The sequence below is a fragment of the Sphingomonas sp. SphC10 genome (assembly GCF_057004845.1).
In genome coordinates this window covers 1384965-1408706 of sequence record NZ_CM168044.1, presented here as the reverse complement: position 1 = coordinate 1408706, position 23742 = coordinate 1384965, and the positions used below count along the sequence as shown (strand labels likewise).

The window sequence follows — 23742 nt, the reverse complement described above, 5'->3', positions numbered from 1 at the left end:
ATTGAATGGTGGACGCACTTGGGCTCGAACCAAGGACCCGCTGATTAAGAGTCAGCTGCTCTACCAACTGAGCTATGCGTCCGATGCCGGTCTGCGGCATGGCGGGGAGCGTGTCCCCGTCTGGTGGGGCGCTATTAGCCGGGCATGTCCGACCTGCCAAGGGGGTTTTTGACATTTTTTTGGCAGTCGCGACGGCATGTCCGGCTTGGGTGGCGCAAGTCCCTCAATAACCGACCGTAAAACGCTGGCGGATGTGGCGGGGCTGCTCGATTTCGTCGACCAGCGCGATGGCATAGTCCTCGAATGAGATGCTGCTGCCCTGCTCGTTCGACAGAAGCGTGTCGGTGCCGAGCCGGAATTGGCCGGTCCGCTCGCCGGGGACGAACATCGCGGAGGGGGAGAGGAAGGTCCATTCCAGATCCTGGACGCCGCGCAGCAGGTCGAGGAATTCGGCGCCCGCGCTCGCCTCTGCCTTATACGCGTCCGGGAAATCCGGCTGGTCGATCAGACGCTGGCCGGGCGCAATCTCCAGGCTGCCCGCGCCCCCGACGACGAGGTAGCGCTTCACGCCCGACGCGCGGACGGTGCCGATCAGACCGGCCGCGTCAGTGGTTGCGAAGTGGACCGAACTGACGACCGCGTCATGCCCGCGCAGCGTCTCGGCCAGCGAATCCGGCGCACCGACATCTCCCGAGACCGGGTCGACGCCGGGCAGGGCGGCAATCCGGTCGGCATTGCGCGCGATGGCGGTCACGGCATGGCCGCGATCCGACAATTCCCTCAGGATGCGCGAGCCTGCGTTACCCGAGGCTCCGATCAGGGCGATCTTCATGGTCTTTCCTTTCCATGGTCCACTTTATAGACCGTGGAGCTATGCAGAGCGCTGCCGCACCACAAGACGGCATTTTACAGGGACCAGGTCATATGGATGTGACCATGGCATTGAGCGGGGAGGGTGGATGCCCGATCCGCGACGTGCTCGACCGGATCGGCGATCAATGGAGCCTGCTGGTCCTCGCCGCGCTGGAGCCGGAGACGTTGCGGTTCAATGTCCTGCTGCGGCGGATCGGCGATGTATCGAAACAGATGCTGTCACGCACGCTGCGGCGGCTCGAGGAGGACGGGTTCGTCGAGCGGACGGTCTATGCGGAGGTGCCACCACGGGTGGAGTATAGCCTGACCGATCTGGGCCGGTCGTTCCTGGTGCCGATGCGGGTGCTGATCGGCTGGGCGGACATGCATCAGCCGCAAGTGGAGGCGGCCCGCGCGGCCTATCGCGCGCGGGCCTGACCCCGTGCTTTTATCAGGCGATGTGAACCGCCTTGGTGATCATGTGGTTGGCAATGCCCTCGGGCCCGTCTTCCGAGCCATAGCCGCTTTCCTTGACCCCGCCAAAGGGCGCATCACCCCAGCTGAGGCGGACGGTATTGATCGCGACCATGCCCGCCTCGATCTCGTCGGCCAGCTGGTTCTGGCGGCGACCATTCTCGGTGAAGCAATATGCGCCGAGGCCGAAGGGCAGGCGGTTGGCCTCGGTGATAGCGTCCTCGGTGGTGGCGAAGGGGCGGATCAGCGCGATCGGGCCGAACGGCTCTTCGTTCATCGCCTGCGCGTCGAGCGAGACATCGGCCAGCACGGTGGGGGAGAAGAAGAAGCCGTCCCCGCTTTTGACTTCACCGCCGGTCAGCTTGCGCGCGCCGTTCCGCACGGCGTCCTCGATCATCGCACCGATCGCTTGCGGACGGCGGGGATTGGCCATCGGTCCCATCTGCGTGTCCGAGGACAGGCCATCGCCGATCTTCAGCGCGGCGGCACGTTCGGCAAAGCCCTTGGCGAAGCGCTCGTAAATCCCCTCCTGCACATGGAAGCGGGTGGGGGCGACGCACACCTGGCCCGCATTGCGGAACTTGTGGGTGACCAGCAGGTCGAGCGTCTTGTCGAGATCGCAATCGTCGAAGACCAGCACCGGGCCATGCCCGCCCAGCTCCATGGTCGACTTCATCACCGTATCGGCGGCGAGCTTCAGCAGATGCTTGCCGACCGGCACCGACCCGGTGAAGCTGAGCTTGCGGGTGACCGGCGAGGCGAGCAGGTGGCGCGACACCGCATCGGGTACGCCGAAGACCAATTGCGCGACATCGCCGGGCAGGCCCGCATCCTGGAAGCAGCGCATGATCGCGATGGCGCTGGCGGGGGTTTCCTCGCTGGGCTTCAGGATGACCGAGCAACCCGCCGCAATGGCGGGCGAAATCTTGCGCACCGGGTTCATCACGGGGAAGTTCCAGGCGCAGAAGGCCGCGACCGGGCCGACCGGCTGGTGCAGTACCAGCGAGCGGGTGCCCGTGGGACGCGGCAGGACGCGCCCATAGATGCGCACCGCTTCCCCTGCATGGAAATCGAGCAGTGCGGCGGTCGCGGCGACTTCGCCGCGCGCCTCGACGATCGGCTTGCCTTCCTCCAGCGTCGCGAGTCGCGCCAGCTCCTCGGCGCGCTCGCGGACCAGGGCGGCGGTGCGGTGGAGAACGGCGGCGCGCTCCTGCGGCGCGACTTTACGCCACTGCTCGAACCCGCGCGCCGCGGCCTCCAGCGCGCGGTCCATGTCGGCGGCGGTCGCCAGCGGCAGCTCGCCCAGCGACTGGCCGGTTGCCGGGTTCAATACCGCCTGGGTATCGCGCCCCTCCGGCCCCAGCCACTCGCCGCCGATATAAAGGCCGGTTTTTACATCAACTTGCTGGGCGGTCATATGGGTCCTTTCGGAAAGGGTAAGGGGGTCGAATGCGGACCGGAGATCGGCCTTGTGCCCCGTCGATACAAGGCCGAGCAGGGTCAAACCGAGCTTCTGTCAGGATCGAGGGAGCAAAAGCAGGGCTTTGTGCGTCCCAAGCTTTACGGCATTTCCTATCGGGGGGATCGAGATAGGTTACGCGCCGAAACGAAAGGGACGGATCCAGATGCGAGCACCATTTCCGGCCATGATGGCCGCATTGATGATCGGTACGGTCGGTCTGTCCGGCTGTTCGGGCGGGGGCAACGGCAAGGGCTCGGTCGAGCTGCTCAACGTCAGCTACGATCCGACGCGTGAGCTGTACAAGGATGTCAACGCCGCCTTCGCCAAGGATTATCAGGCCAAGACCGGCAAGACTGTGTCGTTCCGCATGAGCCATGGCGGGTCGGGCAAGCAGTCGCGCTCGGTGATCGACGGGCTGTCCGCCGATGTGGTGACGCTGGCGCTGGCCTATGACATCGACGCGATCGCCGAGCGGGCCAAGCTGCTGCCCGCCAACTGGCAGACCCGTCTGCCCGACAATAGCGCGCCCTATACCTCGACCATCGTGTTCCTGGTCCGCAAAGGTAACCCGAAGGGCATTCGCGACTGGGCCGATCTGGTAAAGCCGGGCGTGCAGGTCATCACGCCGAGCCCGAAGACGAGCGGCGGCGCGCGGTGGAACTTCCTGGCGGCCTGGGCCTATGGCAAGAAGGCGGGCGGTTCGGACGCGGCGGCGCAGAAATATGTCGCCGACCTCTATGCCCATGTGCCCGTGCTGGACTCGGGTGCGCGCGGGGCGACGACGACGTTTGTCGAGCGGGGGTTGGGCGATGTGCTGATCGCCTGGGAAAATGAGGCTTTGCTGTCCGAAAAGGAACTGGGCGCGGGCAAGTTCGACATCGTGGTGCCCTCCATCTCGATCCTGGCCGAACCGCCGGTCGCGGTCGTCGATGCCAATGCCAAGGCGCATGGTACCGAACAGGTCGCGACCGAATATCTGAAGTTCCTCTACACGCCGCAAGGCCAGGAGATTGCTGCACGCAACTTCTATCGCCCGCGCGATCAGGCGGTGCTGACCAAGTATGCCGCGACTTTCCCGAAACTGGATATGGTGACGATCCAGGACTTCGGCGGCTGGGCGGCGGCGCAGAAGCGGTTCTTCGCGGATGGCGGGGTATTCGACGCCATCTATGGCGGCCAGGCCAAGCGGCGCTGATCACGGTGTTGCGGAGGAAGCGCCGCTCGGCGCTGCCGGGCTTCGGCCTGACCATGGGCATGACCATCTTCTGGCTGGGGCTGGTGGTGCTGGTCCCGTTGTCGGCGCTCGTCATCCGGGCGGCGGGCATGGGCTGGGACGGCTTTGCTGAAGTCGGGTTGTCGCCGCGCGCGCTGGCCGCCTATCGGTTGAGTTTCGGCGCGGCGCTGGCGGCGGCGGCGATCAATGCGGTGTTCGGGCTGCTCATCGCCTGGATCCTCGTCCGCTATGAGTTTCCGGGCAAGAAGCTGATCGACGCGGCGGTGGACCTGCCCTTCGCGTTGCCGACGGCGGTAGCGGGCATCGCGCTGGTGTCGCTCTATTCAGAAAATGGCTGGGTTGGGTCGCTGCTTGCCCCGCTTGGGATCAAGGTCGCCTATACGCCCTTGGGCGTGACGATTGCCCTTGTTTTCATTGGCTTGCCATTCATTGTTCGCTCCGTTCAACCGGTTCTCGCCGATCTGGGTCGCGACGTGGAGGAGGCCGCCGCGACGCTCGGCGCCTCTCGTTTGCAGACCTTTGGCCGGGTGATCCTGCCCGCCATTGCCCCGGCTCTGCTGACCGGCTTCGCACTCGCTTTTGCGCGGGGGGTGGGGGAATATGGATCGATCATCTTCATCGCGGGCAACATGCCCTTCAAGTCGGAGATCGCGCCGCTGCTGATCATCACCCAGTTGGAACAATTCGACTATAATGGTGCGACCGCCATCGCCTGTGTGATGCTGGTCCTGTCCTTCGCGATGCTGCTGTTCGTCAATCTTCTCCAGGCCTGGCGCGCCAAGCGGGGGACGCGATGAGCAACTCCAACCCTACGACCATCGAAAGCCCCTGGGCGCGGCGGGCGCTGATCGGTGTCGGTTTTCTCTTTCTGGCGTTGTTCCTGTTCCTGCCTTTGGTCATGGTCTTCGCGGGCGCTCTTGCGAAGGGATGGAGCATCTTCTTCGACGCGCTGGTCGACCCGGATGCGCTCGCGGCGATCCGCCTGACATTGCTGGTGGCGGCCATCTCGGTGCCGATCAACGCGGTGTTCGGGGTGGCGGCGTCCTGGGCCATCGCCAAGTTCGATTTCCGTGGAAAAAGCCTCCTCATCTCCCTGATCGATCTGCCTTTTTCCGTATCGCCGGTGGTTTCCGGCCTGATCTTCGTCCTGCTGTTCGGGGCGCAAGGGTGGCTGGGGCCGTGGCTGACCGAGCATGGGGTGCGGATCATCTTCGCGGTGCCCGGCATCGTGCTGGCGACGGTGTTCGTGACCTTCCCCTTCGTGGCGCGCGAACTGATCCCGCTGATGGCCGAGCAGGGCCGCGACGATGAGGAAGCGGCGCGCTCGCTGGGGGCGAATGGGTGGCAGATTTTCTGGCATGTCACGCTCCCCAACATCCGCTGGGGGCTGCTTTACGGGGTGCTGCTCTGCAACGCCCGAGCGATGGGCGAGTTCGGCGCGGTGTCGGTCGTGTCGGGGCATATCCGGGGGCTGACCAACACCATGCCGCTGCACGTCGAAATCCTGTACAATGAATATGACTTTGTCGGCGCATTCGCGGTGGCGTCTCTGCTCGCCTCGCTCGCGCTGGTGACCTTGGGAGTGAAGACCGTGCTGGAATGGCGTTTCGGCATCCACCGGGCGGGAGCCGCGCATTGAGCATCGTCGTCGACAATATCTCCCGCCGCTTCGGCGGGTTCACCGCGCTGGATCGTGTCACCCTGGAGACCAAGCCCGGTGAGTTCCTGGCGCTGCTCGGCCCCTCGGGATCGGGCAAGACCACGCTGTTACGGACCATCGCCGGGCTGGACTTTGCGGATGAGGGGCATGTCCTCTTCGACGGGCAGGACATGACGGGGACGCCCGCCGCCGAGCGCCGCATCGGCTTCGTGTTCCAGAATTACGCGCTGTTCCGCCACATGACCGTCGCCGACAACATCGCCTTCGGCCTGACGGTGCGCAAGCGGCGCGACAGGCCCGCCAAAGCCGCGATCGCCAAGAAGGTCGCCGAATTGTTGGAACTGATCCAGCTGCCGCAACTGGGCGACCGTTACCCCGCGCAGCTGTCGGGTGGCCAGCGTCAGCGCGTGGCGCTGGCCCGCGCGCTTGCGATCGAGCCGCGCCTGTTGCTGCTCGACGAACCGTTCGGCGCGCTCGACGCGCAGGTGCGCAAGGATTTGCGCGGCTGGCTCCGGCGCATCCATGACGAGACGGGGCTGACCTCGATCTTCGTGACGCATGACCAGGAAGAGGCGCTGGAAATCGCCGACCGCATCGTCGTGATGCGTGGCGGCGTGATCGAGCAGATCGGCACGCCCGCCGAGGTGCAGAGCGCGCCTGCCACCGCTTTCGTGTCGTCCTTTATCGGCGAAACCAACCGGTTGCCCGTCACGCGTCGCGACGGCGCGGCGATCATCGGCGACGGGCTGGCGACCGTGCCCGACGAAGCGCGCGGGCAGGGCGGGGGCGAAATCCATATCCGCCCGCACGATGTCGAACTGGCCGAGCCGGGCGCCGCCGACGCACTGCCCGTCACCGTATTGGCGAGCCGGCCCATCGGTCGGTCCCGCCGGATCACGGCAGAGCTTGCCGGTATCGCCGAGCCTCTGACCTTCGACTTGCCCGTCGCGGAAGAGGCAGCCGCAGGACAGTCCCTGTCGATCCGCCCGGTCCGCTACCGCATTTTCTGATCCCTTTTCGCGTTCGATCCCCTGACCTTTTGCGGGCATTGGCCGTTTCGGCATTTGCCAGTGCCGGGTCGTCGGGGCATGACGCGGACGTCAACAGGGGAGATCGTCGTTGAAGGTCGGACAGGAATGCTGGCGGATCGAGCAGGCCGATCGCATGGCAGTCATCGTCGATGCGGAGGAATATTTCCGGATGGCCCGCCGCGCGATGCTGAATGCGCGGCGGCAGATCCTGCTGATCGGCTGGGACTTCGACGCGCGCATCGTTCTGGATCATGATGAGGCGCCCGGCGAGACGGTCGGCGACTTCATCTACTCGCTTGTCCAGCGCCAGCCCGAGCTGGAGATTTTCCTGCTCCGCTGGGACACCGGCGCGATCAAGTCGCTGTTCCGGGGGAAGACCTTCTTTACGGTCCTGAAGTGGATGGCGCACAAGCGCATCCATACCAAGCTGGACGGCCATCACCCGATCGCTGCCTCGCATCACCAGAAGATCGTCATCATCGATGACCAGCTGGCCTTTTGCGGCGGCATCGACATGACCAGCGAGCGCTGGGACACGCGGGAGCATCGCGATGACGATCCCGGTCGCAAGCGGCCCGGCGGCCAGCCCTACAAACCCTGGCACGATGCGATCAGCGCGGTGGAGGGCCCGGTGACGCACGCATTGGGCGAGCTGTTCCGCGAACGCTTGCATGCGGCGGGCGGCAAGCCGATGGGGCCTGCCGTGCCGGGCGCAAGCTGCTGGCCGGAAGGGTTGGAGCCCGACTTCACCAACCAGCCGGTCGCCATCGCCCGCACCATGCCGGAAATGGACGATCAAACCCCGGTCCATGAGAATGAGGCGCTGTTTCTCGCCCAGATCGCACGGGCCGAACGCTACGTGTATATCGAGAGCCAGTATTTCGCCTCCCGCCGGGTCGCCGAGGCGATTGCCCGGCGACTGGATGAAGAGAATGGCCCGGAATTCGTCATCATCAACCCGCTGACCGCGCAAGGCTGGCTGGAGCCCATTGCGATGGACACCGCCCGCGCCCGGCTGGTCGAGGCGTTGCGGCGGCGCGACCGGCATGGGCGGTTGCGGCTTTATCACCCCTTCACCGCCGGGGGCGAAGCGATCTATTGCCATGCCAAGATCCTGATCTCCGACGACCAGGTCTTCCGGTTGGGTTCGTCCAACCTGAACAATCGATCCATGCGGCTGGATACCGAGTGCGACCTGGCGATCGCGGTCGAGGCGGACAGTCCGGCCGGACGGCGGATCGCGGCGATCCGCGACGATCTGCTGGGCGAGCATCTGGGCATCGCGCCCAGGCTGGTTGGCGATACCGTTGCCCGCACCGGTTCGTTGATCGCCGCAGTCGAGGCGCTGCGTGGGAAGGGGGGGCGGAGCCTACGCCCCTATGACGTGCCGGACCTGTCGAGCGTCGAGGAATGGCTGGCCGACAATGAAGTGCTCGACCCCGAGGGGCCGGACGAGATGTTCGAGGCGTTCAGCCAGCGCAAAGGGTTGTTCCGGCGGCTGCGGCGGCACTGATGGGGGAGGTCGTCAACTTCCGTCAGGCGCGCAAAGGACTGGTCCGCAAGGCCGCCGAGCAGCAGGCTGCGGAGAACCGGGCGCGGTTCGGGCGCACCAAGGCCGAGAAACAGCGGGACGCCGTGGAGCAGGAGCGGATTCGTAAAGAGCTGGACGGTGCCAAGCGAGAGGATTGAGGACTCAACGCATGATGCGTTGGTCGAACTCACCCCTCCCCTGAAGGGGAGGGGCTTGAGTCAAATCGCACGAGCCGATTGGATGCTACCGCGGCGTCGCGAACCAGATGGTGTGGGTCGCGCCCTTGCCATTCTCGCGGGCGCGGACCTTGACCTCGTCGACCAGGAAGCCCGCACGCGACAGCCGCCGGGTGAAGACCGGGTCTGGGGCGGCCGACCAGATGGCCAGCACGCCGCCGGGACGCAGCGCGACCCGCGCCTCGTCCAGCCCCCGGTTCGAATAGAGCCCGTCATTGGCTGGGCGGGTCAGCCCGTCGGGGCCATTGTCGACGTCGAGCAGGATCGCGTCATAGGTGCCGCGCCCCGCATAGATCGCATTGCCGACATCGCCCATCGCCAGCGTCACGCGCGGATCATCCAGGCACCCGGCGGTCAGCTCGACCATCGGCCCGCGTGCCCATTCGATGATGCCGGGGACCAGCTCGGCTACCGTTACCCGCGCATCGCGGCCCAGCCGGGCCAGTACGGCGCGCAAGGTAAAGCCCATGCCATAGCCGCCGATCAGCAGATGCGGCGCGCTGCGCCCGCCCAGCCGGTCGCAGGTCATCGTGCCCAGCGCGACTTCCGAGCCGCTCATGCGCGTGCTCATCAGCTCGTTACGGTCGAGCACGATCATGAAGTCCTTGCCCCGGCGGAACAGCCGCAGGGGCTCGCCGCCGGGCACCTCGGCGATGCCCAGCAGCTCGCGCGGGGTCATTTGCCCTGGCGCGCCTTGCGTGCGGCGTAGCGTGCGTCGCGTGCGGCCTTCAGTTCGGCGGCGGTGGGGACCACCGGCGGCCGTGCGGCGGCGGCAGCGGCCTCTGCGGCGGCCTCGGCCTCGGCCTTCGCCTTGGCGCGGGCTTCCTCACGGGCGGCCTTTTCCTGCTCGATCGCGGCCTTGTGCGCGGCACGGCGCTCGGCCTCGGCGGCTTCTTTGGCCGCGCGGGCGGCGGCGCGGGCTGCGACGACCTCGGGGTCGGGCGCGGCCTTGTTGCGCAGCTTTTCCAGCGCGGCGGCCTTTGCGTCGCGCGAAGCCGATGCGCGATCGGCGAAACCGGGAACCTTATATCCTGCCATCAATCCTTCATCCCGCTGGAGGGCCATGGAAGCCCAATGCACAACGGCCCCGCATCGCTGCAGGGCCGTTGGAGAAACTGGTGGACGCACTTGGGCTCGAACCAAGGACCCGCTGATTAAGAGTCAGCTGCTCTACCAACTGAGCTATGCGTCCGTTCGTCACGCTCGTCAGGCCGTCCGGCGGCCCGCCTCGTGATCGGGAGGCGCGCATTTAGCAGGCCTCCGTCGCTTTGCAAATGCTTTTTGCCGATTTTTTGCCTTACCAGCGTGCGGGGCGGCGATTTTCACGGTCGATCGCCATCAATATGCCCAGGCACAACAGCACCGTCATCTGCGACGATCCGCCATAGCTGACCAGGGGCAGGGGAATGCCGACCACGGGTGCCAGGCCCATGACCATCATCAGATTGACCATGACATAGATGAAGATGGTGGTCGACAGCCCCGCCGCCGTCAGTCTGGCGAAGCGCGTCTGCGCCGCCTGTGCGACGTTCAGGCCCCAGCGGATGACGAGGATGAAGGCCAGGATCAGGAAGCAGCCGCCGACCAGCCCCCATTCCTCGGCCATGGTCGCGAAGACGAAGTCGGTATGCCCCTCGGGCAGATAGTCGAGATGGCTCTGGGTGCCGTTCAGGAAGCCCTTGCCCCAAATGCCGCCCGATCCGATCGCAATCTTGGACTGGCTGATATGATAGCCGGTACCCAGCGGATCGCTTTCCGGGTTCATGAAGATCAGCACGCGGTTGCGCTGATAATCGTGCAGCAGGAAGTTCACCGCCAGCGGCGCCGCGACCGCCAGTGCCATCGCTCCACCGATGAACAGGCGCAAGGGTACGCCCGCCAGGAACATGACCGTGGCACCACCCGCACAGATCATCAACGCAGTGCCGAGGTCGGGCTGCTTCATGACGAGCGCGGCGGGCACGGCGACCATCGCCGCGACGGGCCATATGCCGGAGAAACGCCGTGTCTCGGCCGGGGGCATCAGTTCATAGAAGCGCGCCGCGCCCAGAACGATGAACAGCTTCATCAGTTCGGACGGCTGGAGGCGGATGAAGCCCACGTCCAGCCATCGCTGGCTGCCCCCGCGCACCGCACCGAGCAGTTCGACCAGCACCAGGGCGACCACCAGCACCAGATAGCCCGGCATGGCGATCCGCCGCCACAGGTCGAGCGGCAGGCGCGACAGTACGAGCGACCCCGCCAGCAGGACAAAGAAGCGCACCCCCTGCGGCTTGGCCCAGGGGGTCAGCGAGCCGCCTGCTGCCGAATAGAGGACGACCAGCCCGAAACAGCCGATGGCGGTAACCAGCAGGATGACCCGCCAGGGCAGCTGCGCGATCGGTTCGGGGATGATGCGGGGGCCGCTCATGGATTGGGGTCGCCTGCGTCTTCGGGATCGGTTTCGCGCGTCGCCATCGCCTCGGCCTGGGCATCGGAGACGTTGGTCGCGGCCTCGACGGCGGGGGCGTCGGTCGCCGCGCCCGCATCGGTCTTGGTCGCGGCGGCAGCGGGCTGAGGGGCATGCGCCGCGCGGTAGGCGGCTTCCTCGGCGCGCATCCGGGTGGCGATGTCGCCGCCCCAGGTCGGTTCGCCTTCCGCCAGCGAGGCCAATGCCCGGTCGCGGTCGAACAGATAGGTCATGATGTCGCGCCCGATCAGCGGCGCGTCCAGATTGCGCACGGTATGGCCGTTATGCTCCAGCACGACGGCGGCGGCGTAGCGTGGATTGTCGGCGGGCGCGAAGCAGACGAGCAGCGCGTGATCGCGTAGCTTGAAGGGCAGCTGCCCGTTCTTCAGCACGCCCATGCGCCGCTCGGCCATGGTGATGCGGCGCACCTGCGCGGTGCCGGTCTTGGCCGCCAGGCTGACGCCGGGCACCAGCATCCGCGCCGCGCCGCCGGTGCCGCCCTGGTTGACCACGCCGAACATGGCGTCGCGCACGATCGCCAGATGCTCGGAAGCGACGGGCAGCGCAGGGGCGTCGAGATGAACCTGGTGCGCTAGCATGCTGGGCTGGAGATGCCGCCCGGACGCAAGCCGCGCCGCCATTACCGCCAGTTGCAACGGATTGGCCAGCACATAGCCCTGACCGATCGAGGCGTTCAGGCCATCGGCGACGGTCCATTTCGTCTTGTATTTCTTCAGCTTCCAGGCCGCATCGGGCACGGTGCCATAACGTTGCGTGCTGAGCGGCAGGTCGAATTTCTGGCCCAACCCGACCATCCGCGCAACCGGTGCGATCCGGTCATAACCCATGCGCCGGATCATCTCATAGAAATAGATGTCGCAGCTCTGCTCGATCGCGCCCTTCAGGTTCAGCGCGCCGTGCCCGCCCCGCTTGTGGCAGTGGAACACGCCCGTCCCGACCCGCATCGCGCCAGTGCAGAGCACCCGGTCGTTCGCCCCGACGCCCGCCTCCAACAACGCCAGGCCGTTCATCGGCTTGACGGTCGAGCCAGGCGGATACAGCCCCTGCGTGACCTTGTTCATCAAGGGCACATGGTCGTTTTCCGACAGCATCGACCATTCGAGATGGCTGATCCCGTCGGAAAAGCTGTTGGGGTCGTAGGCGGGCATCGACACCATCGCCAGCGTCTCGCCGGTGCGGCAGTCGAGCACCACCGCCGACCCCGAATTGGTGCCCAGGCGACGGGCGGCATATTCCTGCAACCCCGCATCGATGGTCAGGCGGATATTGCGGCCGGGCGTGTCGGGACGGGTGGCGAGCTCGGCCACCACCTTGCCGCGTGCGGTGACCTCGACCCGCTTGGCGCCGGGCTTGCCGCGAAGATACGGCTCCAGCATCTTTTCCAGCCCGTCCTTGCCCAGCTTGAAACCGGGGGTGACGAGCAACTGGTCATGCGTCGCCTTGAACTGTTCGGCCGTCGGCGTGCCGACATAGCCGGTCAGATGCGCGACGGCGGGGCCAGCCGGATAGAAGCGGGCAAAGCCGCGCGTCGGCTGCACGCCGGGCAGTTCGGGCAGGCGGACGCTGACCGCCGCGAAGCGTTCCCAGTCCAGCCGCTCGGCGACCTGCACCGGCTGGAACCCGGCGGCATGTTCCAGGTCAAGGCGGATGCGGTTCATCGCCTCGTCGTCCAGCTTCAGGATTCGGCGGAGCAGTTCCAGCACCCGGTCCTTGTCCTCCAGCCGGTCGGGGATGATGTCGACGCGGAAGTCGGTCCGGTTGTTGGCGATGGGCATGCCATGCCGGTCGATCAGCCAGCCGCGACGCGGCGGGATCATCGTCGTGTTGACGCGGTTGCTCTCGGAGAGAAGGTTGTATTTCTCGTTCTGCGCGATCGACAGCCACGCCATCCGCCCGGCGAGCATCAGGCCGACGCCCGCCTGCGCCGTGCCCAGCACGAAGGCGCGACGCGAAAAGCTATAGGCCTGCGCGGCCTCGGTCATGATCCGGCCGGGGCGATCCATGCTCAGGCCCCTACCTCATTCCGGCCGCGTTTGCGATCGATCCACGCGACCAGGCGCGTCGCCATCGGGAAAAGCAGGATGGTGATGGCGATCTGGATGACCAGCGGCGCATCGACCTGCGCGCCGACCGGCACGGCCAGGAAGCGCCCGGCGATCAGGCAGAAGGCGATGGCGCCGCTGGCGATCAGCCAGTCCTGCCAGAAGTCGCGAAATACCAGCCGATGCTCGAACAGATCGATCGCCAGCGAGGTCAGCGACCAGAGCAGAACGGCGGAGCCGAGCGGCTGCCCCGATACTAGGTCGTCGAACAGCCCGAGCGGCGCGGCCGCCCACAGGCGCAGCGCAAACCGCGCGACCAGCCGCCAGGCGAGCAGCATCAGCAAGCCCATTGGCGGCTGCAACGGCACGATCGCCACCACCGGCACGATGGCGGTCAGCGAACCGGCCATCACGGTCAGCCACGGCAGCGCACGGGCGCGGGCGGGGGGCAGTCCGGGGTCGAAGGGGTTATAGGCGTCGAGGGTCACGGCCGGGGTGCCGGCGCTGATGGCGGCATCGGCATGAAGGCGCGCTGAACGATCGCGAAATCCAGCGTGTCGGGATGGATGAAGGGACGCGCCACCGCGACGTCGCCGCCATCGGTGCGGACGCGTGCGACCGGAATGTTCGGGGCATAGAGCCCGCCGGTGCCGGAGGTCACGAACAGGTCGCCCTTGCCCAGCCGGACATTGGTAGCCACCGACCGGACGTCGAGCGTGCCGTCCCCGCGCCCGACCGCGATGGCGGGCATGCCGTCTCGTGTACGCCGCACGGGCACGATGCTCTCGGGATCGGTCAGCAGCAGGATGCGGGCGGCGGCAGGTCCCGACTCGGTCACGCGCCCGATCAGCCCCTCCGGCCCGCGGACCGCCATGCCGGGCTCCACGCCCTGCCAGCGGCCCGCGTTGAGCAGCGCGAAGCGGCGTCCGCTTGCCCCCGTCGAACTGACCAGCCGTGCCGTCACGACGGTATCGGGCGTACGGTCGCGCACCGCCAGCAGACGCCGCAGGCGGCGATTGTCATGGGCGATGGTCCGCGCCGTCAGCAGGACCTTGCGCGATTGCTCCAGTTCGGCGCGCAGCCGGTCGTTTTCGGAATGGACGAAGAAATAATGGCCGATCGCGTCGGGAACGCTGCTCACCGCGTCCCCGATCGCGACGAACGTGCCCGAGATGGGCGCGGTCATGCTGCCCAGCGTCATGCGCAGGGCGGCAAAGGCGGGCGGGTTGAAGGTCGATGCGACAAGCAGCACCGCACCCACCACCGCACCCGCCACCGCGAGCACATAGGCCAGAAAAGCTCCATATTGCCGCCGTCGCGAGAAACCGGTGCGACGGTCGCGGGCGGGCGCCATGCGCCGGTCCCCTTATGCTGGAGGTTAGCCGTTCAGCAGGACGCCGCGATACATCGGGTCTTCCAGCGCGCGGCCGGTGCCCAGGGCTACGCAGGTCAGCGGGTCTTCCGCCACCGTCACCGGCAGGCCGGTCTCGTCCCGCAGCACCTCGTCCAGTCCCTCGAGCAGCGCGCCGCCGCCGGTCAGGACGATACCCTGGTCGACGATGTCGGCGGCCAGTTCGGGCGCGGTGTTCTCCAGGGCGACACGAACGCCCTCGACGATGGTCGCCACCGGCTCGGACAACGCCTCGGCGATCTGGCCCTGGTTGATCTGGATTTCCTTGGGCACCCCATTGACGAGGTCGCGGCCCTTGATCTGGATCGTCACGCCGATGCCGTCGGCCGGAGGACGCGCAATGCCGACTTCCTGCTTGATCCGCTCGGCGGTGGCTTCGCCGATCAGCAGGTTATGGTTGCGGCGGACATAGGATACGATGGACTCGTCCATCTTGTCGCCGCCGACGCGCACGCTCGTGGTATAGGCCAGGCCGCGCAGCGACAGGACGGCGACTTCGGTCGTGCCGCCGCCGATATCGACGACCATCGAGCCGATCGGCTCGGTCACGGGCATGTCGGCGCCGATCGCGGCGGCCATCGGCTCCTCGATCAGGAAAACCTGGCTCGCACCCGCATTCGAGGCGGCGTCGCGGATCGCGCGGCGCTCGACCTTGGTCGAACCCGACGGCACGCAGATCACGATCTCGGGCCAGCGCGCGAACTTGCGGGGGCCGTGCACTTTCAGGATGAAGTGCTTGATCATCTGTTCGGCGACGTCGATGTCCGCGATCACGCCGTCGCGAAGCGGGCGGATCGCCTCGATATTGCCCGGGGTCTTGCCCATCATCAGCTTGGCGTCGTCACCGACCGCCTTCACGCGCTTGATACCGTTGATCGTCTCGACCGCGACGACGGACGGCTCGTTCAGCACGATGCCGCGTCCGCGGACATAGACCACGGTGTTCGCGGTGCCGAGGTCGATCGCCATGTCTTGCGACATGAATTTCAGGAAGCGGGGGAGAGGCATCGAGGCTTTCGTTCCGTCTGGTGGACCGGGTGGGCGCATTTCATATCCCGAACCGCCGCCAAGAGCCGTCCCAAGAGCCTCTAAAAGGCACCTGCACCGTCATTTGCGGGGTCGCGGGATGCCGTCGCTTGGGCTAGGGTTTGCCGCATGTCAATACGGCGTCTGCCTCCCCATCTCGTCAATCGTATCGCGGCCGGTGAAGTGGTGGAAAGGCCCGCCAGTGCGTTGAAGGAATTGGTCGAAAATTCAATCGATGCGGGGGCGAGCCGGATCGCGGTGACGATCGGGCAAGGGGGCATCGGCCGGATCGAGGTGGCCGATGACGGGTGCGGCATGTCGGCCGAGGACATGGCGCTGGCGCTGGAGAGGCACTGTACGTCCAAGCTGCCGGACGAAGCCATCGAATCGGTTCTGACGCTAGGGTTTCGCGGTGAGGCGCTGCCTTCGATCGCCAGCGTCTCACGGGTCACGATCGAAAGCCGACCCGCGGGCCGCGACGGTTGGAGCCGTGTCGTCGACAATGGCGAGGTGCTGCGCGACGGTCCCGCCGCCGTGCCGCCGGGGACCCGGATCGTGGTGGAGGACCTGTTCGCGCGGGTCCCGGCGCGGCGCAAGTTCCTGCGCTCGCCGCGTTCGGAATATGCCGCCTGCCTCGACATGGTGCGCCGCCTGGCGATGGCGCGGCCCGATATCGCCTTCACGCTGGAGCATGACGGTCGGCGGGTGCTGACGGTGCCGGGCGGCGAGGAGCGGCCCGGCCGCGTGGCTGGCCTGACCGATCGGGCGCTGGCGGAGAATTCGGTCGCGATCGACTGGGTGCGCGACACCGTATCGCTCGGCGGGGTCGCTGGGCTGCCGACGTTCAACCGGGGTATCGCCGACCATCAATATCTGTTCGTCAATGGCCGGCCGGTCCGCGATCGCCTGTTAATGGGGGCGATTCGAGGGGCTTATGCCGAGATGCTGCCACGGGATCGTCACGCGGTCGTGGCGCTCTTCCTCGATATGCCGCCGTCGGAGGTCGATGTGAACGTCCATCCGGCCAAGACCGAGGTGCGCTTTCGCGACCCCGCGCTGATCCGCGGCATGATCGTATCGGGACTGCGTCGCGCGCTGGACGAAGCGGGTCATCGCAGCGTGCAGCGTCCGCCGGACTCGGCACTGGCCATGTGGCAGGCAGAGAGCGTCGCTGCGCCCTTGGCCGCGGCGCCGGTGGCCGATGACTGGGCATCGTCTGCGCCCGAGACGCGGGTAATGGAGCGCCAGTCGCTTTTCGCGCCGCGCCCCGGCTTTTCGGCGCCCCCGCCGCTCGCCCGTGCCGAAGCGGCCTTCGCACCGCCGCCGGAGGTCCGCCAATATCCGATGGGCGTCGCGCGGGGGCAGGTCGCCAAGACCTATATCGTCGCCGAGGCGGAGGACGGCCTGGTCCTGGTCGATCAGCATGCCGCGCATGAACGGCTGGTGCTGGAGCGGATGCGCGCCGCGCTGACCGGCGGGCGGGTGGCCTCGCAGGCCATGCTCATCCCCGAAGTGGTCGAACTGGACGAACCCGCCTGCGACCGGCTGGAAGCGCGCGCCGAGGAACTGGCGGAATTCGGTCTCGACCTCGAACGCTTCGGTCCGACCGCCATGCTGGTCCGCTCGACGCCAGCACTCTTGGGGCAGAGCGACCCCAAGGGGCTGGTCGCCGACCTCGCCGACGAACTCGCCGCCTTCGACCAGGCGCTATCCCTGCGCGAGCGGCTGGATCATGTCGCCGCGACCATGGCCTGTCACGGCTCGGTGCGCGCAGGCCGCATCCTGTCGGTCGCCGAGATGAATGCGCTGCTGCGCGAAATGGAAGTCACGCCGCATTCCGGCCAGTGCAACCATGGCCGCCCGACCTGGGTGAAATTGCAGCATGGCGATATCGAGAAGCTGTTCGGGCGGAAGTAAGACCGGCGAACTGCTTCTGTGCGACGCTGCCGGACGTCACGCCTATCCCGATGGGGGGGCATCATGGCCGTGACGTTTCTGGCCATGGTCTTCGCCCGCTCACCAGATTGGGGCGTGATGGTATTTTTCTTGGTTTAAGGTCGAGGACTTGAGGCGGTCGGACCGTCAGGGAAGCCGCCACGCCGGAGGGCATTCGTTGAAATCGCCCCAGAAATAATATCGATCCCGTCGCCGATCATAGGAAGCCAAGCTCCACTGCGGCGGATCGGGCCATCCGAACCAGTCTCGGTCGATCAGATACAAGGTCTCGTCGCCATGATCCGCGACAAAGCCTGTCCCGGTATTGCCCGCCCAGTCGAAATCATCGCCCAACAGGGCGGATGGTGGCCAATCCTCCATGGCCGCAAACCGCCATAGCAGGGGGCAATCAGCACGCAGGCGGTATCCTGCCCTTCTTCGCCACATACGGAGGAAGGGGAGTGCCCAGCGATCGGCTTTCCCGATCACGACGCGATCCCGCCATCGCGCTGCGTATAAAAATCGTCCTGATCCAGTTTACCCACCTCTTGTTCTGGCGATGAACCGAGCCCATAGGGCGATGAGTTGAGATTTTTTACGTTTCAGCGTTCACCGTAACGAAACTTTTGCACTTCGCGGTGTATTTACTGGTCCATTGGACAGACAGGCAGTTTTACCATGAAACATATCATGCCGCTCATTTTCGCTTTGATCCCGCTGGCCGCCGTGGTCAGCGCCTGCGTGGCCTGTCCGTAACGTCGTTCTGCGCGGCCAGCGTGCCGTGCACCATGGTGTCGTCCCCCAAGACACAAAAAAGGGCCGCCCGGACATGCCGGACGGCCCTTTCTTTTTCGGCGGAAGGCCGAAGCGTTGGGGATTAGCCCTGCGCTTCTTCCTGATCCGGCTGAACCTCGGCGGTGGCGCCGGGCTCTGCGTTGGGATCGTAATCCTCGGTGAAGCCGGCTTCGTCACGCTCGAACATCGAGGCCATGACGTCGACGCCCTGCGCCTGCATCTCGGCTTCTTCCGGCGAGCGGGCGACGTTGACCTTGACGGTCACGGCCACTTCCGGGTGAAGCGCGACGCGCACGTCGTACAGGCCGATCGCCTTGATCGGACGGTCGAGCACGATCTGGCTCTTGTTCACCTTGTGGCCGTCGGCGACCAGCGCCTCGACCAGGTCGCGCACCGCGACCGAGCCGTACAGCTGGCCGACGTTCGACGCCTGACGGATCAGGGTGACGGTGGCGTTCTCGAAGGTCTTCGACTCGACCTCGGCCTCGGCGCGACGGTTCGCGTTCTCGGCTTCGATGCGGGCGCGGTTGGCCTCGAACACCTTCTTGTTGGCTTCGTTGGCGCGCAGCGCCTTCTTGCGCGGCAGCAGGAAGTTACGGGCATAGCCGTCCTTCACCGAAACCACGTCGCCGATGGCGCCGAGCTTCTCGACGCGCTCAAGCAGAATAACGTTCATCTGTAAGACCCCTTACTTCACGACGTAGGGCAGGAGGCCCAGATGACGCGCGCGCTTGATCGCCTGGGCGAGTTCGCGCTGCTTCTTGGCCGACACGCTGGTGATGCGCGACGGCACGATCTTGCCGCGCTCGGACACGAAGCCCTGGAGCAGACGGACGTCCTTATAGTCGATCCGGGGCGCGTCCTTCGCGGAGAAGGGGCAGCTCTTGCGGCGACGGAAAAACGGGCGGGCCATTATGCGGCTTCCTCTTCACGATCACGACGGGGGCGGTCAGCGCGGTCGGGGCGTTCGCCACGATCGGCACGACGCTCGCGGTCGCGCTCCTGCTTGCGCATCATCACCGACGGACCTTCTTCATGGCCGTCAACCTTGACGGTCATGTAGCGGATCACGTCTTCGTTGATCTGGGTCTGGCGCTCCAGCTCGGCGACGACACCGGCGGGGGCGTCGATTTCGAGCATGACGTAATGCGCCTTGCGGTTCTTGGCGATCTTGTACGCCAGCGAACGCAGGCCCCAGGTCTCGGTCTTCACGACCTTGCCCTGATTGTCCTCGACGATCTTCGTGGCGGCTTCCGCCAGCGCGTCCACCTGCGCCTGTGCCAGATCCTGGCGCGCAAGGAACACGTGCTCGTAAAGAGCCATGCAGCTTACCTTATGTTGGCCGATCGCTGATGCCCACCCCATGTGGGACACCCCTCCGGCTGTCTTCCATACTTCAATACCGTCACGCCAAAATGGCATGAGGGCGGGTGAAGCAGGTGCTTCCCGCCCAATGGTGCGCTGGCTCATAGCGATTTGGCGGCAAAAGGCAAGCGGGGAAGGGGCGCACACTTGCCAGCGGCGGGCGACCTTTCTACCGCGCGGGCCATCCTATTACTGTTTCATGGCAGAACCAACATGCGTGCATTCATCTTTCCGGGCCAGGGCAGCCAGGCCGTCGGCATGGGCAAGGCGCTGGCCGAGGCCAGCCCCGTCGCCCGCGAGGTGTTCCAGGAGGTCGACGAGGCACTGGGCCAGCATCTCTATCGCCTGATGGTCGAAGGACCCGCCGACGAGCTGACCCTGACCGAGAATGCGCAACCCGCGATCATGGCGAACGCCATCGCGACCTTGCGCGTGCTGGAGAAGGAAGGCGGCGTGCGGCTGTCCGAGAAGGCCGACTTCGTTGCGGGCCACTCGCTCGGTGAATATACTGCGCTGTGCGCGGCCGATGCGATCGACCTGCCGACGACGGCGCGCCTGCTGAAGCTGCGCGGCCGGGCGATGCAGGCGGCGGTGCCGGTGGGTGAGGGCGCGATGGCCGCGCTGCTCGGCGCGGATCTGGAAAAGGCTAAGACGATCGCGGGTGCGGCGGTCGATGCGATTCTGGCCGAGGGCGGCGAGGAACTGGTTTGCACGGTCGCCAATGACAACGACCCGAGCCAGGTCGTGATCTCCGGCCACCGCGCAGCCATCGAGAAGGCGGTGGCGCTGGCCAAGGATCTGGGCGCCAAGCGCGCTGTCCTGCTGCCGGTGTCGGCGCCGTTCCACTGCCCGCTGATGCAGCCCGCCGCCGATGCGATGGACGCCGCGCTGGCCGAGGCGACGATCCGCGCGCCGCTGGTGCCGGTCTATGCCAATGTCGAGGCGGCCCCCGTCGCCGATCCCGGCGCGATCCGCGCGCTGCTGGTCGCGCAGGTGACGGGCATGGTCCGCTGGCGCGAATCGGTGCTGGCGATGCAGGATGCGGGCGTGACGCAGTGCATCGAGTTCGGCGGCAAGGTGCTGGGCCCCATGGTCAAGCGTATTGCTCCCGACGTCGATGCGGTCAGCGTCGTGACCATGGATGATATCGAGGGGCTGTTGGCGAAGCTTTGATTTCGCGCGGAGACGCGGAGGCGCGGAGATGCGGGACATAGACGAGATCAGTGGGGCCGTTCTCGATGTCGCGTTGCATATGCATCGTGACCTGGGGCCTGGTTTGCTGGAAAGTGTTTATGAAACCGTATTGGCGGGCAAGCTGGAGCGAATGGGCTTTAAGGTTGCCCGCCAGCGTCCGGTAGACATCCATTTCGATGGCATGATCTTCGATGCCGCCTTCCGCATCGATCTCCTCGTTGACGAGCGATTGCTCGTCGAAATCAAATCGGTCGAGCGGCTGTCCGCCGCTCATGCCAAGCAACTCTTGACCTAATTTGAGGCTGACCGGGCAACCGGTTGGTCTGCTGATCAACTTTGGCGGCGCAACGCTGAGAGAAGGGGTGCGACGGATCGTCAATTCCCACACTCCCTCCGCGTCTCCGCGTCTCCGCGTGAACCAAAGAATCGGAGAATAAGCATGTTCGACCTGACAGGAATGACCGCCCTCGTGACCGGCGCATCGGGTGGTCTTGGCTCGGCGGTGGCCGGGGCGTTGGCGGCGCAGGGGGCGAAGCTGGCGCTGTCCGGCTCCAATATCGACAAGCTGGAGGCGTTTCGCAGCCAGCTGGGGGGCGATCATGTCGCGGTGCCGTGCAACCTGTCCGACCCCGCTGCGGTCGATGCGCTGATCCCGCAGGCGGTCGAGGCGCTGGGCGGCAAGCTCGACATCCTGGTCAACAATGCGGGCGTTACCCGCGACAACCTGACCATGCGGATGAAGGACGAGGAATGGGACCAGGTCATCAGCGTCAACCTGGAGGCGACCTTCCGTCTGATCCGCGCCGCCGCCAAGCCGATGATGAAGGCGCGCTTCGGCCGCATCATCTCGATTACTTCGATTGTCGGCGCGACCGGCAATCCCGGCCAGGCCAATTATGCCGCGTCCAAGGCGGGCATCGTCGGCATGTCGAAGGCGGTGGCGCAGGAACTGGCCAGCCGCAACGTCACCGTCAACTGCGTCGCCCCCGGCTTCATGCGCTCGGCGATGACCGACGTGCTGCCCGAGGCGCAGAAGGCCGCGCTGCTCGGTAAGATCCCGGCGGGCGATCTGGGCAAGGGCGAGGATATCGGTGCCGCCGTCGTCTATCTGGCGTCGAAGGAAGCGGGCTATGTCACCGGCCAGACGCTGCATGTGAACGGCGGCATGGCGATGCTGTAAAAGGCATATTTGCCACGAATGACCTTATCCTGGCCCAAGTCCGTCGCTGGACGGGCTTGCCAGACTAGGGCGCGCGTTCTACGTGCGTTCAGGAAGTATCAACCCCCGATGAATTACGAGAAGGGATTACCATGAGCGAGACCGCCGACCGCGTGAAGAAGATCGTCGTCGAGCATCTCGGCGTCGAAGCCGACAAGGTGACCGAGGACGCGAGCTTCATCGACGACCTCGGTGCCGACAGCCTCGACATCGTCGAGCTCGTCATGGCGTTCGAGGAAGAGTTCGGTGTCGAAATCCCGGACGATGCCGCCGAGAAGATCACGACCGTCAAGGACGCGATCACCTATATCGACGAGAACAAGGCCTAATACCGGGGCCTCGGCCCGCATGATCTGCGGGCCGAACGGGTCGCAAGACCAGGTTTCAAGCGGCTCCCCGACCCCGACTAGCGGGCGGGGAGCCGTTTTCGTTTGGGAATGGAGTGGAATATGCGGCGCGTCGTCGTAACCGGACTGGGTCTTGTCACGCCTCTGGGCGCGGACGTGGAAACCGCCTGGGCCAATCTGATCGCTGGCAAGTCCGGCGCCGGTCCGATCACGCGGTTCGATACTACGGGCCAGAAATGCACTATCGCGTGCGAGGTGAAGCCCAAGGACCATGAATATGGCTTCGATCCCGACAAGCGCGTCGACCACAAGGTCCAGCGCCAGGTCGATCCCTTCATCGTCTATGGCATCGACGCCGCCGGTCAGGCGCTGGAAGATGCCGGTCTGACCGAGATGGACGAAGAGATGCGTCTGCGCGCGGGCGTGTCGATCGGCTCGGGCATCGGCGGTCTGCCGGGCATCGAGATCGAATCGGTCAACCTTCACGAGCGCGGCCCCGGCCGGGTCAGCCCGCACTTCGTCCATGGCCGCCTGATCAACCTGATCTCGGGTCAGGTCAGCATCAAATACGGCCTGATGGGCCCGAACCATGCGGTCGTCACCGCCTGCTCGACCGGTGCGCATTCGATCGGCGATGCGGCGCGCATGATCCGCGATGACGATGCCGACATCATGCTGGCCGGCGGTGCGGAAAGCACGATCAACCCGCTGGGCGTGGCGGGCTTCGCCCAGGCGCGCGCGCTCAACATGAGCATGAACGACCGTCCCACCGAGGCCAGCCGCCCCTATGACAAGGGTCGCGACGGCTTCGTGATGGGCGAAGGCGCAGGCGTCGTCGTGCTCGAGGAATATGAGCACGCCAAGGCGCGTGGCGCGAAAATCTATGCCGAGGTCGTCGGTTACGGTCTGTCGGGCGATGCCTATCACGTCACCGCGCCGCATCCCGAGGGCAAGGGCGCCGAGAATGCGATGCGCATGGCGCTGCGCAAGGCGGGCATGGAGCCGTCTGACATCGATTACATCAACGCGCATGGCACCTCGACCATGGCCGACACGATCGAACTGGCCGCGGCCAAGCGCGTGTTCGGCGACGACCTGTCGGGTGCGTCGATGTCGAGCACCAAGTCGGCGATCGGCCATCTGCTGGGGGGGGCCGGAGCGGTCGAGAGCATCTTCTGCATCCTCGCGCTGCGCGACCAGATCGTGCCGCCGACGCTGAACCTCGACAACCCGGATGAGGGCACCGAGGGCGTCGATCTCGTGCCGCACACGGCCAAGAAGCGGGAAGTGAAGGCGGTGCTGAACAATTCGTTCGGCTTCGGCGGCACCAATGCTTCGCTGGTGATGAAGGCGATCTAATTCGCCCCAACCCCAACTTCCGTTCAGCCTGAGCCCTTCGGCTGGCTGGCACGCCAGCCGCTCAGGATAAATTTCGGCGCATAGCGCCGAAGGCGAAGG

Annotated in this window: 25 protein-coding genes, 2 tRNA genes and 1 pseudogene; 13 read left to right on the top strand and 15 right to left on the bottom strand. The window is 66.0% G+C overall.

Features of this window, described 5'->3' with window-relative positions:
* Nucleotides 1–6 precede the first annotated feature (6 nt).
* Nucleotides 7–82 (bottom strand) — tRNA-Lys (locus ACWKSV_RS06260).
* 141 nt (nt 83–223) lie between these two features.
* A complete protein-coding gene (locus ACWKSV_RS06255; RefSeq protein WP_076716582.1) occupies nt 224–832 on the bottom strand; it encodes an NAD(P)-dependent oxidoreductase in 609 nt (202 codons plus the stop codon).
* Between the two features lie 104 nt (nt 833–936).
* On the opposite strand from ACWKSV_RS06255, the gene ACWKSV_RS06250 reads away from it, so the two are divergent.
* Nucleotides 937–1290, top strand: coding sequence for a winged helix-turn-helix transcriptional regulator (locus ACWKSV_RS06250; RefSeq protein WP_076718219.1), 354 nt, complete (start codon nt 937–939; stop codon nt 1288–1290).
* Nucleotides 1291–1303: 13 nt separating this feature from the next.
* Here ACWKSV_RS06250 and ACWKSV_RS06245 read toward each other — a convergent pair whose 3' ends face one another.
* The gene (locus tag ACWKSV_RS06245) at nt 1304–2743 is read right to left on the bottom strand and encodes an NAD-dependent succinate-semialdehyde dehydrogenase (protein WP_076716580.1); all 1440 of its coding nucleotides are present in this window, start codon (nt 2741–2743) and stop codon (nt 1304–1306) included.
* 229 nt (nt 2744–2972) lie between these two features.
* Between ACWKSV_RS06245 and ACWKSV_RS06240 the strand changes: the two genes are divergently transcribed.
* The 6 genes from ACWKSV_RS06240 (at nt 2973) to ACWKSV_RS06215 (ending at nt 8402) form a co-directional block, all read left to right on the top strand.
* Entirely contained in the window at nt 2973–3983 is a 1011-nt protein-coding gene (locus ACWKSV_RS06240) for a sulfate ABC transporter substrate-binding protein (RefSeq protein ID WP_156884295.1), read from the top strand.
* A gap of 5 nt (nt 3984–3988) precedes the next feature.
* On the top strand, nt 3989–4819 hold the full coding sequence (cysT, locus tag ACWKSV_RS06235) for a sulfate ABC transporter permease subunit CysT (RefSeq protein ID WP_249024812.1): 831 nt from the start codon (nt 3989–3991) through the stop codon (nt 4817–4819).
* Nucleotides 4816–5661 (top strand): sulfate ABC transporter permease subunit CysW, encoded by an 846-nt coding sequence (gene cysW / locus ACWKSV_RS06230; RefSeq protein ID WP_076716577.1) that lies wholly within the window; start codon nt 4816–4818, stop codon nt 5659–5661. Before cysT ends, cysW begins: the two co-directional genes overlap by 4 nt.
* Nucleotides 5658–6692, top strand: a complete 1035-nt coding sequence (locus ACWKSV_RS06225) for a sulfate/molybdate ABC transporter ATP-binding protein (RefSeq protein WP_076716575.1) — start codon at nt 5658–5660, stop codon at nt 6690–6692. The genes cysW and ACWKSV_RS06225 overlap by 4 nt, the downstream gene beginning before the upstream one ends.
* Before the next feature lie 154 nt (nt 6693–6846).
* Entirely contained in the window at nt 6847–8226 is a 1380-nt protein-coding gene (locus ACWKSV_RS06220; protein WP_483666921.1) for a phospholipase D-like domain-containing protein, read from the top strand.
* Nucleotides 8226–8402 carry a DUF4169 family protein gene (locus ACWKSV_RS06215; protein WP_076716573.1) on the top strand — a complete coding sequence of 59 codons (177 nt, stop codon included), beginning with the start codon at nt 8226–8228 and terminating at the stop codon, nt 8400–8402. The genes ACWKSV_RS06220 and ACWKSV_RS06215 overlap by 1 nt, the downstream gene beginning before the upstream one ends.
* Before the next feature lie 85 nt (nt 8403–8487).
* Here the strand turns inward: ACWKSV_RS06215 and ACWKSV_RS06210 are convergent, their stop codons facing one another.
* From ACWKSV_RS06210 to ACWKSV_RS06175, 8 genes are all read right to left on the bottom strand, one after another.
* Nucleotides 8488–9159, bottom strand: a complete 672-nt coding sequence (locus tag ACWKSV_RS06210) for a spermidine synthase (protein WP_076716572.1) — start codon at nt 9157–9159, stop codon at nt 8488–8490.
* Nucleotides 9156–9518 carry a DUF6481 family protein gene (locus tag ACWKSV_RS06205; protein ID WP_056438408.1) on the bottom strand — a complete coding sequence of 121 codons (363 nt, stop codon included), beginning with the start codon at nt 9516–9518 and terminating at the stop codon, nt 9156–9158. The genes ACWKSV_RS06210 and ACWKSV_RS06205 overlap by 4 nt, the downstream gene beginning before the upstream one ends.
* A gap of 78 nt (nt 9519–9596) precedes the next feature.
* Nucleotides 9597–9672 (bottom strand) — tRNA-Lys (locus tag ACWKSV_RS06200).
* Between the two features lie 105 nt (nt 9673–9777).
* On the bottom strand, nt 9778–10890 hold the full coding sequence (gene rodA, locus ACWKSV_RS06195; protein WP_076716570.1) for a rod shape-determining protein RodA: 1113 nt from the start codon (nt 10888–10890) through the stop codon (nt 9778–9780).
* A complete protein-coding gene (mrdA, locus tag ACWKSV_RS06190) occupies nt 10887–12953 on the bottom strand; it encodes a penicillin-binding protein 2 (RefSeq protein WP_076716568.1) in 2067 nt (688 codons plus the stop codon). The genes rodA and mrdA overlap by 4 nt, the downstream gene beginning before the upstream one ends.
* 2 nt (nt 12954–12955) lie before the next feature.
* On the bottom strand, nt 12956–13480 hold the full coding sequence (locus tag ACWKSV_RS06185) for a rod shape-determining protein MreD (protein WP_056437662.1): 525 nt from the start codon (nt 13478–13480) through the stop codon (nt 12956–12958).
* On the bottom strand, nt 13477–14346 hold the full coding sequence (locus ACWKSV_RS06180) for a rod shape-determining protein MreC (protein ID WP_076716567.1): 870 nt from the start codon (nt 14344–14346) through the stop codon (nt 13477–13479). The genes ACWKSV_RS06185 and ACWKSV_RS06180 overlap by 4 nt, the downstream gene beginning before the upstream one ends.
* A gap of 24 nt (nt 14347–14370) precedes the next feature.
* Nucleotides 14371–15411, bottom strand: a complete 1041-nt coding sequence (locus tag ACWKSV_RS06175; protein ID WP_042482832.1) for a rod shape-determining protein — start codon at nt 15409–15411, stop codon at nt 14371–14373.
* 147 nt (nt 15412–15558) lie between these two features.
* On the opposite strand from ACWKSV_RS06175, the gene mutL reads away from it, so the two are divergent.
* Complete coding sequence (gene mutL, locus ACWKSV_RS06170; RefSeq protein WP_076716566.1) at nt 15559–17346, top strand: DNA mismatch repair endonuclease MutL; 1788 nt, start codon at nt 15559–15561, stop codon at nt 17344–17346.
* A 165-nt stretch (nt 17347–17511) separates the two neighbouring features.
* On the opposite strand, the gene ACWKSV_RS06165 is transcribed toward mutL, so the two are convergent.
* From ACWKSV_RS06165 to rpsF, 4 genes are all read right to left on the bottom strand, one after another.
* Nucleotides 17512–17718, bottom strand: a complete 207-nt coding sequence (locus tag ACWKSV_RS06165; protein WP_076716564.1) for a hypothetical protein — start codon at nt 17716–17718, stop codon at nt 17512–17514.
* A gap of 523 nt (nt 17719–18241) precedes the next feature.
* On the bottom strand, nt 18242–18835 hold the full coding sequence (rplI, locus tag ACWKSV_RS06160; RefSeq protein ID WP_076716562.1) for a 50S ribosomal protein L9: 594 nt from the start codon (nt 18833–18835) through the stop codon (nt 18242–18244).
* Nucleotides 18836–18847: 12 nt separating this feature from the next.
* Nucleotides 18848–19072 (bottom strand): 30S ribosomal protein S18, encoded by a 225-nt coding sequence (gene rpsR / locus ACWKSV_RS06155; protein WP_007403456.1) that lies wholly within the window; start codon nt 19070–19072, stop codon nt 18848–18850.
* On the bottom strand, nt 19072–19482 hold the full coding sequence (rpsF, locus tag ACWKSV_RS06150) for a 30S ribosomal protein S6 (RefSeq protein ID WP_037567458.1): 411 nt from the start codon (nt 19480–19482) through the stop codon (nt 19072–19074). The genes rpsR and rpsF overlap by 1 nt, the downstream gene beginning before the upstream one ends.
* A 255-nt stretch (nt 19483–19737) precedes the next feature.
* Here rpsF and fabD point away from each other — a divergent pair, with 255 nt between their 5' ends.
* The 5 genes and pseudogenes from fabD to fabF all read left to right on the top strand — a co-directional run bounded on the left by fabD (nt 19738) and on the right by fabF (nt 23643).
* The gene (gene fabD / locus ACWKSV_RS06145) at nt 19738–20697 is read left to right on the top strand and encodes an ACP S-malonyltransferase (RefSeq protein WP_076716561.1); all 960 of its coding nucleotides are present in this window, start codon (nt 19738–19740) and stop codon (nt 20695–20697) included.
* 28 nt (nt 20698–20725) lie between these two features.
* Nucleotides 20726–21155: pseudogene (locus tag ACWKSV_RS06140) on the top strand (GxxExxY protein).
* 2 nt (nt 21156–21157) lie between these two features.
* Complete coding sequence (gene fabG, locus ACWKSV_RS06135) at nt 21158–21898, top strand: 3-oxoacyl-[acyl-carrier-protein] reductase (protein ID WP_076716560.1); 741 nt, start codon at nt 21158–21160, stop codon at nt 21896–21898.
* A gap of 131 nt (nt 21899–22029) precedes the next feature.
* A complete protein-coding gene (locus ACWKSV_RS06130) occupies nt 22030–22266 on the top strand; it encodes an acyl carrier protein (protein WP_007403554.1) in 237 nt (78 codons plus the stop codon).
* Between the two features lie 120 nt (nt 22267–22386).
* On the top strand, nt 22387–23643 hold the full coding sequence (gene fabF, locus ACWKSV_RS06125; RefSeq protein WP_056438398.1) for a beta-ketoacyl-ACP synthase II: 1257 nt from the start codon (nt 22387–22389) through the stop codon (nt 23641–23643).
* Nucleotides 23644–23742: the final 99 nt, after the last annotated feature.

Excerpts from the sequence above, each read along its gene's own strand:
- ACWKSV_RS06255 (WP_076716582.1), bottom strand. The coding sequence starts at position 832 with ATGAAGATCGCCCTGATCGGAGCCTCGGGTAACGCAGGCTCGCGCATC.
- ACWKSV_RS06250 (WP_076718219.1), top strand. The coding sequence starts at position 937 with ATGGCATTGAGCGGGGAGGGTGGATGCCCGATCCGCGACGTGCTCGAC.
- ACWKSV_RS06245 (WP_076716580.1), bottom strand. The coding sequence starts at position 2,743 with ATGACCGCCCAGCAAGTTGATGTAAAAACCGGCCTTTATATCGGCGGC.
- ACWKSV_RS06240 (WP_156884295.1), top strand. The coding sequence starts at position 2,973 with ATGATGGCCGCATTGATGATCGGTACGGTCGGTCTGTCCGGCTGTTCG.
- cysW (WP_076716577.1), top strand. The coding sequence starts at position 4,816 with ATGAGCAACTCCAACCCTACGACCATCGAAAGCCCCTGGGCGCGGCGG.
- ACWKSV_RS06220 (WP_483666921.1), top strand. The coding sequence starts at position 6,847 with ATGGCAGTCATCGTCGATGCGGAGGAATATTTCCGGATGGCCCGCCGC.
- ACWKSV_RS06215 (WP_076716573.1), top strand. The coding sequence starts at position 8,226 with ATGGGGGAGGTCGTCAACTTCCGTCAGGCGCGCAAAGGACTGGTCCGC.
- ACWKSV_RS06210 (WP_076716572.1), bottom strand. The coding sequence starts at position 9,159 with ATGACCCCGCGCGAGCTGCTGGGCATCGCCGAGGTGCCCGGCGGCGAG.
- ACWKSV_RS06205 (WP_056438408.1), bottom strand. The coding sequence starts at position 9,518 with ATGGCAGGATATAAGGTTCCCGGTTTCGCCGATCGCGCATCGGCTTCG.
- rodA (WP_076716570.1), bottom strand. The coding sequence starts at position 10,890 with ATGAGCGGCCCCCGCATCATCCCCGAACCGATCGCGCAGCTGCCCTGG.
- mrdA (WP_076716568.1), bottom strand. The coding sequence starts at position 12,953 with ATGGATCGCCCCGGCCGGATCATGACCGAGGCCGCGCAGGCCTATAGC.
- ACWKSV_RS06180 (WP_076716567.1), bottom strand. The coding sequence starts at position 14,346 with ATGGCGCCCGCCCGCGACCGTCGCACCGGTTTCTCGCGACGGCGGCAA.
- ACWKSV_RS06175 (WP_042482832.1), bottom strand. The coding sequence starts at position 15,411 with ATGCCTCTCCCCCGCTTCCTGAAATTCATGTCGCAAGACATGGCGATC.
- mutL (WP_076716566.1), top strand. The coding sequence starts at position 15,559 with ATGTCAATACGGCGTCTGCCTCCCCATCTCGTCAATCGTATCGCGGCC.
- rplI (WP_076716562.1), bottom strand. The coding sequence starts at position 18,835 with ATGAACGTTATTCTGCTTGAGCGCGTCGAGAAGCTCGGCGCCATCGGC.
- rpsR (WP_007403456.1), bottom strand. The coding sequence starts at position 19,072 with ATGGCCCGCCCGTTTTTCCGTCGCCGCAAGAGCTGCCCCTTCTCCGCG.
- rpsF (WP_037567458.1), bottom strand. The coding sequence starts at position 19,482 with ATGGCTCTTTACGAGCACGTGTTCCTTGCGCGCCAGGATCTGGCACAG.
- fabD (WP_076716561.1), top strand. The coding sequence starts at position 19,738 with ATGCGTGCATTCATCTTTCCGGGCCAGGGCAGCCAGGCCGTCGGCATG.
- fabG (WP_076716560.1), top strand. The coding sequence starts at position 21,158 with ATGTTCGACCTGACAGGAATGACCGCCCTCGTGACCGGCGCATCGGGT.
- ACWKSV_RS06130 (WP_007403554.1), top strand. The coding sequence starts at position 22,030 with ATGAGCGAGACCGCCGACCGCGTGAAGAAGATCGTCGTCGAGCATCTC.
- fabF (WP_056438398.1), top strand. The coding sequence starts at position 22,387 with ATGCGGCGCGTCGTCGTAACCGGACTGGGTCTTGTCACGCCTCTGGGC.